At 68.0% G+C, this 13,797-nt stretch carries 13 protein-coding genes; 5 read left to right on the top strand and 8 right to left on the bottom strand.

Going from position 1 to position 13,797, the window contains the following annotated elements; translation table 11 throughout:
• Positions 1–98 precede the first annotated feature (98 nt).
• Positions 99–545, bottom strand: coding sequence for an ATP-binding protein (locus AOK08_RS20710; protein WP_055528024.1), 447 nt, complete (start codon positions 543–545; stop codon positions 99–101).
• Positions 546–704: 159 nt separating this feature from the next.
• Here AOK08_RS20710 and AOK08_RS20705 point away from each other — a divergent pair, with 159 nt between their 5' ends.
• Both AOK08_RS20705 and AOK08_RS20700 read left to right on the top strand, forming a co-directional pair.
• The gene (locus AOK08_RS20705; RefSeq protein ID WP_055528023.1) at positions 705–1,580 is read left to right on the top strand and encodes a helix-turn-helix domain-containing protein; all 876 of its coding nucleotides are present in this window, start codon (positions 705–707) and stop codon (positions 1,578–1,580) included.
• Positions 1,577–1,849, top strand: a complete 273-nt coding sequence (locus AOK08_RS20700; protein WP_055528022.1) for a DUF397 domain-containing protein — start codon at positions 1,577–1,579, stop codon at positions 1,847–1,849. Before AOK08_RS20705 ends, AOK08_RS20700 begins: the two co-directional genes overlap by 4 nt.
• A 62-nt stretch (positions 1,850–1,911) precedes the next feature.
• Here AOK08_RS20700 and AOK08_RS20695 read toward each other — a convergent pair whose 3' ends face one another.
• Positions 1,912–2,106, bottom strand: a complete 195-nt coding sequence (locus AOK08_RS20695; RefSeq protein ID WP_055528021.1) for a hypothetical protein — start codon at positions 2,104–2,106, stop codon at positions 1,912–1,914.
• 188 nt (positions 2,107–2,294) lie between these two features.
• Between AOK08_RS20695 and AOK08_RS20690 the strand changes: the two genes are divergently transcribed.
• Complete coding sequence (locus tag AOK08_RS20690) at positions 2,295–4,442, top strand: S9 family peptidase (RefSeq protein ID WP_055528020.1); 2,148 nt, start codon at positions 2,295–2,297, stop codon at positions 4,440–4,442.
• Positions 4,443–4,592: 150 nt separating this feature from the next.
• On the opposite strand, the gene AOK08_RS20685 is transcribed toward AOK08_RS20690, so the two are convergent.
• The 5 genes from AOK08_RS20685 to AOK08_RS20665 form a co-directional block, all read right to left on the bottom strand.
• Positions 4,593–5,711 carry an ABC transporter ATP-binding protein gene (locus AOK08_RS20685; RefSeq protein WP_055528019.1) on the bottom strand — a complete coding sequence of 373 codons (1,119 nt, stop codon included), beginning with the start codon at positions 5,709–5,711 and terminating at the stop codon, positions 4,593–4,595.
• Positions 5,695–6,687 carry an ABC transporter ATP-binding protein gene (locus tag AOK08_RS20680; RefSeq protein WP_055528025.1) on the bottom strand — a complete coding sequence of 331 codons (993 nt, stop codon included), beginning with the start codon at positions 6,685–6,687 and terminating at the stop codon, positions 5,695–5,697. The genes AOK08_RS20685 and AOK08_RS20680 overlap by 17 nt, the downstream gene beginning before the upstream one ends.
• Before the next feature lie 8 nt (positions 6,688–6,695).
• Entirely contained in the window at positions 6,696–7,691 is a 996-nt protein-coding gene (locus AOK08_RS20675; protein WP_055528017.1) for an ABC transporter permease, read from the bottom strand.
• Positions 7,684–8,607: an ABC transporter permease gene (locus AOK08_RS20670; protein WP_055528015.1), complete on the bottom strand. Its 924-nt coding sequence runs from the start codon at positions 8,605–8,607 to the stop codon at positions 7,684–7,686. Before AOK08_RS20670 ends, AOK08_RS20675 begins: the two co-directional genes overlap by 8 nt.
• A 134-nt stretch (positions 8,608–8,741) precedes the next feature.
• A complete protein-coding gene (locus AOK08_RS20665) occupies positions 8,742–10,385 on the bottom strand; it encodes a peptide ABC transporter substrate-binding protein (RefSeq protein WP_055528013.1) in 1,644 nt (547 codons plus the stop codon).
• A 290-nt stretch (positions 10,386–10,675) separates the two neighbouring features.
• Between AOK08_RS20665 and AOK08_RS20660 the strand changes: the two genes are divergently transcribed.
• Both AOK08_RS20660 and AOK08_RS20655 read left to right on the top strand, forming a co-directional pair.
• Complete coding sequence (locus tag AOK08_RS20660) at positions 10,676–11,692, top strand: ABC transporter permease (RefSeq protein ID WP_055528011.1); 1,017 nt, start codon at positions 10,676–10,678, stop codon at positions 11,690–11,692.
• A gap of 143 nt (positions 11,693–11,835) precedes the next feature.
• Entirely contained in the window at positions 11,836–13,620 is a 1,785-nt protein-coding gene (locus AOK08_RS20655; protein WP_055528009.1) for an ABC transporter substrate-binding protein, read from the top strand.
• A gap of 80 nt (positions 13,621–13,700) precedes the next feature.
• Here the strand turns inward: AOK08_RS20655 and AOK08_RS20650 are convergent.
• A partial coding sequence (locus AOK08_RS20650; RefSeq protein ID WP_479683326.1) for a TetR/AcrR family transcriptional regulator occupies positions 13,701–13,797 on the bottom strand: 97 nt, incomplete at its 5' end.

The raw sequence follows: 13,797 nt of genomic DNA, 5'->3' as shown, positions 1-13,797 counted from the left end.
CGGGAGGGGTGGGGCTTGGTTGTGGTTCTTTGTCTCCAGAGTTCCTTTGGAAAGCGCCGGTCGCACCGGAACCCAGGGGGCCAGGACCCGGAGCGTGATCAGTTCAAGACCACCGCATCCGGCGGGAGCCCGACCTCCGCCCACACCGTCTTACGCGGACGCAACCCCGGCCCCCACCCCCACCGATCGGCAAGCGCCTCCACCAAGGCCAGACCCCGCCCGGACTCCGCGTCCTCGGCGGGAGCCTGAGCAAGGGGCGGGCGGTCCCCGCAGGTGTCGGTCACCTCGATGCGCAGGGTGGTGCCGATGACGTACGCCGTGAGCCGGAAGTCGCGGCCCGGGACGCGTCCGTGGGTGACCGCGTTCGCCGCCAGCTCGGCGACGATCTGGCGGGCCGGGTCCACCGGGAGTCCCCAGGACAGGAGTTGCTCGGCGGTGAGCAGCCGGGCCAGGCGGGCGCCACGGGGTGTGGGCGACAGTCGCACGCTGAAGTTACGGAAGGCGTACTCGGGTTGGGCCTTGGGGGCGGCCGATTGTTGCTTCACATCACCCAGAGTGGCCGCACACACCTACCGCGAGTAGTGACTCCGCCGTTGCGTACGGTGACTGTCCGGAGCTTGTCCGGTCGTGTCCGGGCTGTCGGGACGGGGCGTACGGGTAGAGACAGGTGCAATACGGCGCAGGTACGACGGAGGGACACCGACATGAGCGTGGACAGTGACGCGGGGCAGCTCAAGAGCGAGGCGGACGACCCGGGTTGGGAGGTGGACCCGGACGACGAGTGGGGAGTGGCGGTCGTGGCGACCGTCGGCCGTCAGCTCAAGCTGCGCCGGGAGGCGGCGGGGATGCGTGCCGCCGACTTCGGCAAGGCTCTCGGGTACGGCGAGGACATGGTCTACAAGATCGAGGGCGGCAAGCGGATCCCCCGGCCCGAGTATCTGCTGGACGCGGACGAGGTGCTGAGGGCGGACGGGCTGATCTCCGCCATGAACGAGGACCTGGAGAAGGTCCGTTACCCGAAAAAGGTGCGGGCCATCGCGAAGCTGGAAGCGAAAGCGGCGGAGATCGGGGTGTACGTCGGGCTCAGCCTCCACGGCCTGTTGCAGACGCCTGAACACGCACAAGCCCTGTTCGAGGCGCGGCAACCGCCTTACTCGGAAGAGGAAGTCGAGCGCCTTGTGGCCGCCCGGATGGCCCGGAAGTCGGTCTTCGCCAAGTCACCTGTGACCGCGCTGAGCTTCGTCCAGGAAGAGGCGGCACTGCGTCGGCGCGTCGGCGGCACAATGGTGCGACGCCGACAACTCGAACACGTACTGGAGGTGGCGCACCTGCGCAACGTAACGTTCCAGGTGATGCCAACGGAGAGCGGCGCCCACCCTGGGGTGGATGGCAAGATCGAGTTGCTGAAGTTCGCGGACGGTACGGCTGTGGGACGCTCCGACGGAGCGTTCGGAGGCCGTCCGACAACTGAGCCGAAGGAACTGCGCATCCTGGAGTTGCGCTACAGCACCATCAGGGCCGAGGCCCTCACCTCCGGGGAGTCACTCGCCTTCATCGAGCAACTACTGGGAGAGACATGAACCGCAAGCACCTCGCCGGAGACCCCTCCGAACTGGCGTGGTTCAAGAGCAGCTACAGCGACGGCACAGAGGGTGACTCCTGCGTCGAAGTCGCCTTGGCGTGGTTCAAGAGCAGCTACAGCAGCAGCGAGGGCGATTCCTGCGTCGAGATCGCCACCGCTCCCGGCACCATCCACGTCCGCGACTCCAAGCACGCGGAGCGCGGCCCTCGGCTGGCCTTCGCGCCCGCCGCCTGGGCGGCCTTCGTGCCGTACTCGAGCGCGCGCTGACAGGCGCCCGGAAACCGGGCTCCGGGCGCCTGCAAAGTGCACCGGAGCCCACTGGCCCGGTATCAGAACTTGAGGTCGCCGATCATGCCCGCGATGCTTGAGGTCAAGTCCTTGATCGTGGGGGCGAAGGTCGATGAGGCCATGTAGAACCCGAGCAGCATGCAGACGACCGCGTGTCCTCCCTTGAGTCCCGACTTCTTGATCAGCAAGAAGACGATGATCGCCAGCAGCACTACCGCCGAAATCGAGAGCGCCACGGCGGCTCACCTCCAAAGGGCCCAGGTACCGGGGGTCAAGGGTCGGGGGTCAGACTAAGGGAGCGGTAAATCCATACAGTGGCCAGCAGGTTGATACCCACTCGCCGCCAGTGATCATAACTATTCACCCGCGCGCATCTGTCGGCGCACGGCCGCACAAGGGGGCGCATGGCCAATATGGTCGGGGCATGACGACCGAGCCTGTCTCCTTCCCCCGCCGGCACGCCCGTACCCAGCGATTCACCCTCGGCGCGCCCCGTGCGTTCACCGTGGCGCCCGACGGTTCGCGGATCGCCTTTCTGCGGTCATCGGCCGGAACCGACCGGGCGAACAAGCTGTGGGTGCTCGACCTCGACCCGTCGGAGGGCGGCGAGCGTATCGTCGCCGATCCGTTCGCGCTTCTCGGCGGGGCCGACGAAGAGCTGTCCGCCGAGGAGCGGGCGCGGCGGGAACGCAGCCGTGAGGGCAGTGCCGGGATCGTCGGTTACGCCACCGACTCGGCCGTCGAACTGGCCGCATTTGCCCTGTCAGGGCGGCTTTTCGTGGCCGAACTGCGGGCCGGGACGGTGCGTGAGATTCCCGCCCGGGGGCACGTGATCGACCCTCGGCCCTCCCCTGACGGACGCCACGTCGCATATGTCGCGGACGGCGCCCTGTGGGTCGGTGAGCCGGCCGGCGACCAGACGTCCGTACTCGCGCGTCCCGAGTCGGAGACGGTGACGTACGGGCTCGCCGAGTTCATCGCGGCCGAGGAGATGGACCGGTCGCGCGGCTTCTGGTGGTCGCCGGAGTCCGACCGGCTGCTGGTCGCGCGGGCCGATGACGCGCCTGTCAGCCGGTGGTGGATCTCCGATCCGGCTCACCCGGAACGGGAGCCGCAGCGGGTCGCGTATCCGGCGGCCGGCACGCTGAACGCTGAGGTGCGGCTCTTCGTATTCAACCTTGACGGGGTGCGGACCGAGGTCGTCTGGGACCGGGCGCGCTACCCCTATCTGGCGCGTGTGCACTGGTCAGGGGCGGGTGCGCCGCTGATTCTGGTGCAGTCGCGGGACCAGCGCGGGCAGCTTTTCCTGGCCGTGGACCCGGATACGGGGGCGACCTCGATGGTGCACGCGGAGGATGATCCACATTGGCTGGATCTTTTCCCTGGCGTGCCCTGCTGGAGCCCCTCCGGACAGCTCGTACGCATCGCCGACGAGGGTGGTGCGAGGGTGCTCGCGGTCGGAGAACGGCCCCTGACCGGAGCCCGGTTGCATATCCGAGCCGTACTGGACGTCTCCGCCGACGACGTGCTCGTGTCGGCGTCAGCAGGTGCGGAGGCCGTCGGCAAGGAGATCGGCGAAGTTCACGTCTATCGAGTGAATGAGCTCGGACTGGAGCGCGTCTCGCAAGAGCCCGGCGTGCACTCGGCGGTTCGCGCCGGGGGCGTGACCGTGCTGGCGTCGGCGGTGCCGGACCGGGCGGGGGCCCAGGTGCAGGTGCTCGTGGATGGGAAGCGGGTGGCCACCGTCACCTCTCACGCCGAAGATCCCGGTTTGTCCCCGCGCATGACCCTTACCGAGGGGGGCGCACGTCGAATTCCATGCGCCCTGCTTATGCCGGCCGACTACGACGGGGTCACTCCCCTCCCTGTTCTGATGGACCCCTACGGCGGTCCGCACGGGCCCCGCGTGGTCGCCGCGCACAACGCGCACCTCACCTCGCAGTGGTTCGCCGACCAGGGTTTCGCGGTGGTCGTGGCCGACGGGCGGGGTACGCCGGGGCGGTCGCCCGCCTGGGAGAAGGCCGTCCACGGCGACTTCACGGTGTCGCTGGACGATCAGATCGACGCCCTGCTCGACCTCGCCGAGCGCTTCCCGCTCGATCTCTCCCGGGTGGCGATCCGGGGCTGGTCGTACGGCGGCTGGCTCGCGGGGCTGGCGGTGCTGCGGCGGCCCGACGTCTTCCACGCGGGTATCGCGGGCGCCCCGGTGACGGACTGGCGGCTCTACGACACGCACTACACGGAGCGGTATCTCGGCGATCCGGCGGTCGCCCCGGAGGCGTACGCCAACAGCTCGCTCGTCACGGAGGAGGGGCTGTCGGCTCCCGCCGAGCCGCATCGGCCGCTGATGGTCGTGCACGGCACCGCCGACGACAATGTCGTCTTCGCGCACGCCCTGCGGCTGTCCTCGGCCCTGCTGGCCGCCGGCCGCCCGCACGAGGTGCTCCCCCTGTCGGGCGTCACCCACATGACCCCGCAGGAACAGGTCGCGGAAAACCTGCTGCTCCTTCAGGTGGACTTCCTGAAGCGGGCATTGGGGCCGGCACAGGCACGTGAGTACGTAGGTGCGTAGATACGGCAACGGGCCGGGGCTGCATGGCTGGCCCCGGCCCGTTTACGGCACCCGCACGGCCGTACGTTCCTCAGAGTGGACCGTCCGTATATCGAGATAGGGTCGGCCAAGTTGCCTGCGTGTAAACGCGGTTCGTGCATATTTATGCGCTTATTTCGCCCCGTTGGCAAGATCGTCCACACCCTCCGCAGGCGGCTCCTCCACCGGCACCACCCGTTTCTCCTCCGCGAAATGGCAGGCCGAGTCATGTGCCGCCGGACCCGTCGTCAGCCGGAACTCCGCGGGGACCGCCAGCAGCGGTACCTCAAGGGCGCACCGTTCCTGAGCCTTCCAGCAGCGGGTGCGGAAGCGGCAGCCGGAGGGCGGGTTGGCCGGGGAGGGCACGTCACCGGTGAGGATGATCCGTTCCCGGTGTGCGCGGGCCTCGGGGTCGGGCACCGGGACGGCCGACAGCAGTGCCTGTGTGTACGGATGCGTCGGGTGGTCGTAGATCTCGGCGTCCCGGCCCGTCTCCACGATCCGGCCGAGGTACATCACCCCGACCCGGTCCGAGATGTGCCGGACGATCGACAGGTCGTGCGCGATGAAGACGTACGAGAGGGCGAACTCGCTCTGGAGCCGGTCCAGGAGGTTGATGACCTGGGCCTGGACGGACACGTCGAGCGCCGAGACCGGTTCGTCGGCCACGATGATCTCGGGGCGCAGCGCCAACCCCCGCGCGATGCCGATGCGTTGGCGCTGGCCGCCGGAGAACTGGTGCGGATACCGGTTGATGTACTCGGGGTTGAGACCTACCACGTCCAGCAGATCCTGGACCTTGCGGCGCCGGTCGCCCTTGGGAGCCACCTCAGGGTGGATCTCGTAGGGCTCCCCGATGATGTCACCGACCGTCATCCGGGGGTTGAGGGACGTGTACGGGTCCTGGAACACCATCTGGATGTTGCGGCGTACGGCCTTCAGCGCGCGGCCGGAGAGTTTTGTGATGTCCTCGCCCCGGTATCTGATGACTCCCGCCGTCGGTTTCTCCAGGTTGACCAGCATCCTGGCCACCGTCGACTTGCCGCAGCCGGACTCCCCGACGATGCCCAGGGTTTCGCCCGCGTCGAGCGTGAAGTCGACGCCGTCGACCGCCCGGACGGCGCCCACCTGCTTCTTGAGGAGGATCCCCTGGGTGAGCGGGTAGTGCTTGACCAGGCCGGTCACTTCGAGGATCGGCTCTGTGGTCGCGGCGGGGCGGACGGCCTCGGTGGTCTCAGTCGGTGCGGGCATCGAGCGTCTCCCTCCAGTAGAAGCAGGCGCTCCTGCGCGTTCCGTCCCCCGTGTCCACCTCGTACAGCGGAGGTACGTCGGTGCGGCAGATGTCCTGGGCCATCGGGCAGCGCGGGTTGAAGGCGCAGCCCGGCGGGATGTTCATCAGGTTGGGCGGCAGGCCCTTGATGGCGTACAGCTCGCGGCCCTTCTGGTCGAGGCGCGGGATCGACTCCAACAGGCCCTTGGTGTACGGGTGGGCGGGCGCCTTGTAGATGTCGTGGACCGGCGCCGACTCGACGATGCGGCCGGCGTACATGACGGCGATCTTGTCGGCGACGTCCGCGACCACACCGAGGTCGTGGGTGATGAGGATCAGGCCCATGTCCAGTTCGCGCCGCAACTCCGCGAGCAGGTCCATGACCTGGGCCTGGACGGTGACGTCGAGGGCGGTCGTCGGTTCGTCGGCGATGATCAGGGCCGGTTCCAGGGCCAGCGCCATGGCGATCATGATGCGCTGGCGCATTCCGCCGGAGAACTGGTGCGGATAGTCCCGTACGCGCTGGGCGGCGGCCGGGATGCGGACCCGTTCCATCAGCTCGATCGCCTTCGTCCTGGCGTCCTTTCGGGACATTCCTCGGTGGACCGTGAACATCTCGCCGAGCTGGTCGCCGACGGAGAGGACGGGGTTGAGGGAGGACAGGGCGTCCTGGAAGATCATCGCCATCTGGGCGCCCCGGACCTTGCGGCGGTCCTCCTCCTTGAAGGTGAGCAGGTCCTCGCCCTGGAAGAGGATCTCGCCGCCGGTGATCTTCCCGGGCGGGGTGTCCAGGATGCCCATGACCGCCTGGGCCGTCACCGACTTGCCGGAGCCGGACTCGCCGAGCACGGCGAGGGTCTCGCCCGCGTCCACGCCGTAGGTGACGCCGTTGACGGCCTTGGCGACGCCGTCCCGGGTTCTGAACTCCACGTGGAGGTCGCGTACTTCGAGGAGCATGGCGCCGGTCACCTCAGCTTCGGGTCGAGGGCGTCGCGCACCGCGTCGCCGAGCATGATGAACGCGAGCACGGTGACCGCGAGCGCGCCCGAGGGCCACAGCAGGGCGTGCGGGGCGTTGCGGATGTACGGGGAGGCCGCGCTGATGTCGATGCCCCAGGAGACGGTGGGCGGCTTCAGACCGACGCCCAGGTACGACAGGGTGGCCTCCAGCGCGATGTACGTGCCGAGCGCGATGGTCGCCACGACGATCACGGGCGCGACGGCGTTGGGCGCGATGTGGCGCAGCATCATGCGGGAGTTGGAGGCGCCGAGGGCGCGGGCGGCCTGGACGTAGTCGTTCTGTTTGGCGGTGATGACCGAGCCGCGGGCGATCCGGGAGATCTGCGGCCAGCCGAGCAGCACCATGAACCCGATGACCGGCCAGACCGTCGAGCTGGTCACCACGGAGAGCAGGACCAGACCGCCGAGGACGACGGGGATCGCGAAGAACACGTCGGTGATCCGTGACAGCACGGAGTCCCCGGCCCCGCCGAAGAACCCGGCGAGCCCGCCGAGGAAGGACCCGAGGATCGCGACCCCGAGCGTGGCGCAGACGCCGACCGTGACGGACGTACGGGCGCCGTAGACCGTGCGCGTGTAGACGTCGCAGCCCTGGCCGTCGTAGCCGAAGGGGTGGCCGGGTGACGAGCCCTGCTGGGCGTGGGCGAGGTCGCACTTGAGCGGGTTGCCGGAGGCGATCAGTGAGGGCCAGATGGAGATGACGACCAGGAAGAGGATGACGAGCGAGGAGATGATGAAGACGGGGTTGCGGCGCAGGTCGAGCCAGGCGTCGGACCACAGGGAGCGGGGCTTTTCGGAGGGGCCCGTGCCGTGCGGGCCGTCCGGGCCCTTCTCCAGGGTCTCTCCCTCGCTGGTCGCGAGGTCCATGGCGCCGCCCATGCCGGTCGCGGCGATGGCGCCCTCGGGTGCGCCCGCGTCGCCCACGTACTGCGGTTCAGGCATAGCGGATCCTCGGGTCGAGTACGGCGTACAGGAGGTCGACGAGCAGGTTGGCGACCAGGAAGACGAGGACCAGGACGGTCACGAAGCCGACGACCGTCTGGGTGTTCTGGCGGAGGATGCCCTGGTAGAGCTGGTAGCCGACGCCGTGGATGTTGAAGATCCGTTCGGTGACGATCGCCCCGCCCATCAGCGCGCCGATGTCCGTGCCGATGAAGGTGACCACGGGGATGAGGGAGTTGCGGAGGAGGTGGCGGGTGATCACGCGGCGCCTGGGCAGGCCCTTGGCGACCGCCGTACGGACGTAGTCGGAGCGTCTGTTCTCGGCGATGGACGTACGGGTCAGGCGGGTCACGTAGGCCAGGGAGACCGAGGCCAGGACCAGGCCGGGCACGATCAGCTCGCCGAAGGTGGCCTCCGTCGACACCGAGGGCTTGATCCAGCCCCACTCGACGCCCAGCAGCAGTTGGAGCAGCAGACCGGTGACGAAGGTCGGCACCGAGATGACGACCAGGGTGACCACCAGGGCGCCGGTGTCGACGGGCCGGCCGCGCCGCAGGCCCGTCACCACGCCCAGGGTGATGCCGATGACGATCTCGAAGAGGATCGCCACGATCGTGAGCCGGATGGTGACGGGGAAGGCCGTCGACATCAGCTCGGTGACCTTCTGGCCGTTGAAGGCGGTGCCGAAGTCACCGGTGAAGACGTTGCCCATGTAGGTCAGGTATTGCTGCCACACGGGCTTGTCGAGGCCGAACTCCTTGCGGAGCTGGGCGGCCGTGGCCGGGTCGCACTGCCGGTCGCCGCAGAGGCCCGCGATGGGGTCGCCCATCACGTTCACCATCAGGAAGATCAGCAGGGTGGCGCCGATGAAGACCGGGATCATCTGCAACAGGCGCCGGATTACGTACCGTCCCATGTGGGCTCCGGGGATAGGAGAGCAGGCGGGGGGACAGCCGTCCGTCGTCCGTGAACGGCTGTCCCGGCGGCTCGGCGGCTCGGTGGGGTGGCGGGGTGGCGAGGTCGCGGGGTGGCGGGTGGACGGGTCTCCGGTCAGCCGACCTTGATCTCGTTGTACACGGGCAGGCTGAAGGGGCTCAGGGCCACGTGCGAGAGGCTGGAGGAGTAGCCGGCGCTGCCGTTCTGGTACCAGAGCGGGATGGCGCCCATGTTGTCCCGCAGGACCCCCTCGGCCTGCTGGAACAGGCCGACGGCCTTGGCCTGGTCGGTCTCCGCGTTGGCCTGGTTGACGAGCTGGTCGAACTGCTTGTTGCTCCACTTGCCGTCGTTGGAGGAGGCGTTGGTGTAGTAGAGCGGCTGGAGGAAGTTCTGGATGAGCGGGTAGTCCATCTGCCAGCCGGCCCGGAAGGGGCCCGACATCTTCGACTGGGTGATCTGGTTGCGGAAGTCGGCGAAGGTGCCGATCGGGTTGCCGACGCAGGCCTTGTCGTTGCCGAGCACGTTGTTGACGCTGTTGCAGACCGCGTCGACCCACTGCTTGTGCGAGCCGGTGTCCGCGTTGTACGAGATCTTGACCTGGCCGCCGGGGAAGCCGCCGCCCTCCGTGATGAGCTTCTTGGCCTCCGCGGGGTCGTACTTGCAGGCGTCGCCGCAGAGGCCTTCCTTGAAGCCGCCCGCCGTGCCGAGGACGGGTGAGGTCCAGTCGCTGGCGGGGGTGCGGGTCTTCTGGAAGATCGTGTCGGTGATCTGCTCGCGGTTGATCGCGCGGGAGAGCCCGGTGCGGACCTTCTCCATGCCGGGCTTGTCCCAGGCCTTGTCGTAGAAGGGGAAGGCGAGCGTCTGGATGATGCCGGCGGGTGTGTTGATGTACCGGCCGCCGAGGTCGCTCTTGACGTTGCCGAGCTGGGCGGCGGGCACGTCGTCGACGAGGTCGAGGTTGCCGGCCAGCAGGTCGGTGTAGGCCGTGTTGTTGTCGGTGTAGACCTTGAGGTCGACGCCGCCGTTCTGGGCCTTGTCCGTGCCGGAGTAGGCGTCCCACTTGCGCAGGGACATCTGCGAGCCCTTGGTGTACGACTTGATCTCGTACGGGCCGTTGCCGACGGGCTTGCTCAGCCAGGCCGAGTGGTCCTTGAAGAAGGCCTCGGGCAGCGGGGAGAAGGCCGCGTAGCCGAGGGTGTCGGGGAAGGTCGAGAACTTCTGGTTGAGCTTGACGGTGAAGGTGTTCGGGCCGGTCACCGCGAGCCCGGAGAGGGTGTCGGCGGTCTGCTTGCCGCCGTTCTCGGGGTGCGCCTTGTCGTAGCCGTCGATGTAGCCGAAGAAGTACGCGTTCTTCTGGTTGTTCTTCAGGCTGGCGCCGTAGTTCCAGGCGTCGACGAACGACTTGGCGGTGACGGCCTCACCGTTGCTGAACTTCCAGCCACTCTTGATCGTGATCGTGAAATTCTGCGAATCGCTCGTCTCGATCTTCTCGGCGATCATGTTGTTGGCCTTGCCGGTCTTGGCGTCGTACCGCTTCAGACCGCGGAAGATCATGTCGAGGACCTTGCCGCCCTGCACCTCGTTCGTGTTGGCGGGCTCCAGCGGGTTCTGCGGGTCGCCCCAGGACGAGCTGAGGACGCCGGAGGCACCACCGGTGCCGCTGCCGCCGCCGCTGTCGCCGCCGCCCCCGCAGGCGGTCGCCGTGAGGGCCGCCGCCACCGCGCATGCGGCCCATCGGGCGTGCGTGGCTCCACGCATGGAGTGCCTCCAGTTCAGTGCGCCATACCGTTACGGGCAAATATCGGCACATCACACCCATAACGCACGCCCACTCGGGCCGTCCGAGTATTCCTCCCGCTTAGGTCATGGCCGTCCAAAGCCGAACCAAGCGCCGCACCACCCCCGGGTCAAACGGCAAAAGTCCAGATCAAAGGCGTCAATGAAACATTGACTGCGACTGAATCGGCGTTGAAAAGTCGCATTCAGCCCGTTGTCGCTGTACACGGGATCCCTCACCATTCCGGGCCCGGAGCACCATGACCTCGCCTATGACTTCCGCCACCGCACCCCAGGCGGCGGCCGATTCCGGTGCCGTGCCACCGACGCGGTCCGCGCCGGCCCGTGGCGGTACCGGCCGTTCGCCAGGACAAATCGCCTGGCTGCGTTTCCGCCGCGACCGCACCGGGCTCGTCTCGGCCGTCGTGGTCGTGCTGTTCTTCGTGGCGGGCATCGGCGCCCCCCTGATCGCCAAGGTGTACGGCAAGGACCCGTACACGACGTACGGCCAGAACGGCACCGGTCTGCTCAACGAGTTCGGGTTCCCCATCCGGCCCAACGGCGGCATCAGCGGCGACTTCTGGTTCGGCGTCGAGCCGCAGCTCGGCCGGGACGTCCTGACCCTGCTGCTCTACGGCATCCGCAACTCGCTGCTCATCGCCACGGTGACGACGGTGCTGGTCACCCTGCTCGGCATCGTCGTCGGACTCACGGCCGGCTATCTGGGCGGGCGGATCGACAGCCTCGTCGGCCGGGTCATCGACATCCTGCTGGCCTTCCCCTCCACCCTGTTCTTCATCGCCCTGTGGCCGGTGATGATCTCCGTCCTCGTCCCGCCGGACGAGAACACCCCGACCTGGCTGACCGTCGTCAGCCTCATCTCCGTGATGACCGCGTTCGGCTGGGCGCCCATCGCCCGGCTGCTGCGCGGTGAGGTACTCGCCCTGCGGGAACGGGAGTTCGTCGAGTCCGCGAAGGTCACCGGCGCCTCACCGGCCCGGATCATCTTCCGGGAACTGCTGCCCAACCTGTGGACCCCGATCCTCATCCAGGCCACCCTCGCGCTGCCCATGTACGTCACCACCGAGGCGGCGCTCGCCTTCCTCGGGGTCGGGCTCAGCGACCCGACGCCCGACTGGGGCGTGATGATCCAGCGCGGCGCGCAGGTCTACCAGAACGACATCACGTACATGCTCTTCCCCGGCCTGTCGATGGTGATCTTCGTGATCGCCTTCAACCTCCTCGGTGACTCGGTGCGCGACGCGCTGGACCCGAAGACCAGGCGCTGAACAACCCAAAGACCAGGCGCTGAACCACAGCGCCGCCACCGCCCCTCACGGGCCCCCACACCGGCCCCGCACGGCCCGCCCCAAAAAGAACCGGAACCACCCACCGGGACACACCCTTCTCCCTGATTCAGGCAGGTCAGCCCATGTCTATCTCCCGCAGAAACTTCGTCATAGCCACCTCGGTAGCCGCCGGCGGCTCCATGGTCCTCTCCGCGTGCAGCAGCGGCGGGGCGGGCGGCGCCGGTACCTCGGGGGGTGGCGCCGCGGGGACCGACAAGTTCGCGGCCGTCTCCATCGGCACCAAGCAGGACTCGACGGGGCCCGCGCCGGAGATCCCGGGGGCGAAGAAGGGCGGCACCATCCGGCCGATCGGCCCGCAGGACTTCTCGCACCTCGACCCGCAGCGCATCTACTTCACGTGGAACTCCGAGCTGGCCAACCTCTACATCCGCAGCCTGACCGGCTACCGCATCGACGGCGGCGCGATGAAGCTCGTCGGCGACCTCGCCACCGACACCGGCACCATGTCGGACGGCGGCAAGACCTGGACCTTCACCCTGAAGGACGGGCTGAAGTGGGAGGACGGCAGCGAGCTGACCGTCGACGACGTACGGCACGGCATCGAGCGCGGCTTCGCCAGCTTCACGACCGAGGGCGCCACCTACCTCCAGGCCGCGCTGACCGGCACCAACGACTTCCGCTCGGTCTACAAGGGCCCGTACGACGGCAAGCACCTCGACTCGGTCGTCACGGACACCGCGAAGAAGACGATCACCTTCCACCTGAAGACGGCCCGCCCGGACCTCAACTGGACGCTGGCCATGCAGTCGTACGGAGCGGTGCCCGTCAAGCACGACACCAAGGAGAAGTACGACAAGGACCCGGTCTCCTGCGGGCCCTACCGGCTCTCCCAGCACTCCGTCGACAAGTCGCTGACGATGGTCCGCAACCCCCACTGGGACCCGGCGACCGACCCGATCCGCAACGCCTACCCGGACTCCTTCGTCTTCGAGTTCGGCCCTGAGGCCCTCCAGGCGACCGACCGGATGATCGCGGACTCCGGGACCGACCAGTACGCGGTGATGGCGTACAGCGGGGTGCCCGCCGAGCGCATCCAGAAGGTGCTGGCGACGCCCGAGCTGAAGAGCCGTTCCGTCGACGGGCTGCTGACGGGCCTGTACTACTACGCCATCAACTGCAAGCGGATCACCGATGTCAGGGTCCGTCAGGCGCTCAACTACGCCTGGCCGTTGCAGCAGATCCGGACGATCTACGGCGGCCCGTCGGCCGGCGACTACGCGACCACGATCCTCGGCCCCGACATGGCCGGCCGGGTCAAGTTCGACATCTACGGCAAGCTGACGAAGCCGCAGGGCGACACCGCGAAGGCGAAGGCGTTGCTGAAGGCGGCCGGCAAGCTCGGCCAGAAGATCATCTACACCTACCCGCAGGGCTCCAACGAAGACTTGGAAAAGACCAAGGTCGTCATCGCCAACGCCCTGACGGAGGCGGGCTTCGACCCGGTCGTCAAGCCGGTCGAGTCGACCAGCTACTACGACCAGGTCCAGCAGATCGACAACTCCTTCGACGTGATGTGGTTCGGCTGGTCCCCGGACTGGCCCACCGGCTACACCATGCTCCAGCCCCTCTTCGACGGCCGGACGATCGCCAACGGCGCGAACAACGTCTCGCAGTTGAAGGCGAGCTGGGTCGACGCGGCGATCGACAAGGCCGCGGCGATCACCGACCCGACGAAGGCCAACGCGGCGTGGGCCGCGCTGGACAAGGAGCTGATGGAGAAGGAGGCGCCGATCATTCCCGAGACGTATTCGCGCCGCTTCTATCTGTACGGCAGCAAGGTGGGCGGGACGGAGTACGACCCCCTGAACGGATCGTTCGTCCTTTACAAGCTGTTCGCGAAGTCGTAGGTCGTCCCTTTTCTGCGGGCCCGTGGGGGCTGGTCGCGCCCGCGCGGCAGAGCCGCGGATCAGATACAGCCCCGCGCCCCTTAAAGAACCAGGTGCGCCTGGATCACGGGAGCCACCCTGGTGATGATCTCCTCAGGGTTCGCCGACGCCAGCGGCTCGACCTTGATGACGTAACGG

Source organism: Streptomyces graminilatus, from assembly GCF_001418565.1.
In the GTDB taxonomy this organism is placed as follows: domain Bacteria; phylum Actinomycetota; class Actinomycetes; order Streptomycetales; family Streptomycetaceae; genus Streptomyces; species Streptomyces graminilatus.
This window is presented reverse-complemented; position numbering and strand designations above follow the sequence as displayed.

Coding starts and splice junctions, on each gene's coding strand:
- AOK08_RS20675 (WP_055528017.1), bottom strand. CDS start 7,691: ATGCCTGAACCGCAGTACGTGGGCGACGCGGGCGCACCCGAGGGCGCC.
- AOK08_RS20665 (WP_055528013.1), bottom strand. CDS start 10,385: ATGCGTGGAGCCACGCACGCCCGATGGGCCGCATGCGCGGTGGCGGCG.
- AOK08_RS20700 (WP_055528022.1), top strand. CDS start 1,577: ATGAACCGCAAGCACCTCGCCGGAGACCCCTCCGAACTGGCGTGGTTC.
- AOK08_RS20685 (WP_055528019.1), bottom strand. CDS start 5,711: ATGCCCGCACCGACTGAGACCACCGAGGCCGTCCGCCCCGCCGCGACC.
- AOK08_RS20705 (WP_055528023.1), top strand. CDS start 705: ATGAGCGTGGACAGTGACGCGGGGCAGCTCAAGAGCGAGGCGGACGAC.
- AOK08_RS20680 (WP_055528025.1), bottom strand. CDS start 6,687: ATGCTCCTCGAAGTACGCGACCTCCACGTGGAGTTCAGAACCCGGGAC.
- AOK08_RS20660 (WP_055528011.1), top strand. CDS start 10,676: ATGACTTCCGCCACCGCACCCCAGGCGGCGGCCGATTCCGGTGCCGTG.
- AOK08_RS20655 (WP_055528009.1), top strand. CDS start 11,836: ATGTCTATCTCCCGCAGAAACTTCGTCATAGCCACCTCGGTAGCCGCC.
- AOK08_RS20690 (WP_055528020.1), top strand. CDS start 2,295: ATGACGACCGAGCCTGTCTCCTTCCCCCGCCGGCACGCCCGTACCCAG.
- AOK08_RS20670 (WP_055528015.1), bottom strand. CDS start 8,607: ATGGGACGGTACGTAATCCGGCGCCTGTTGCAGATGATCCCGGTCTTC.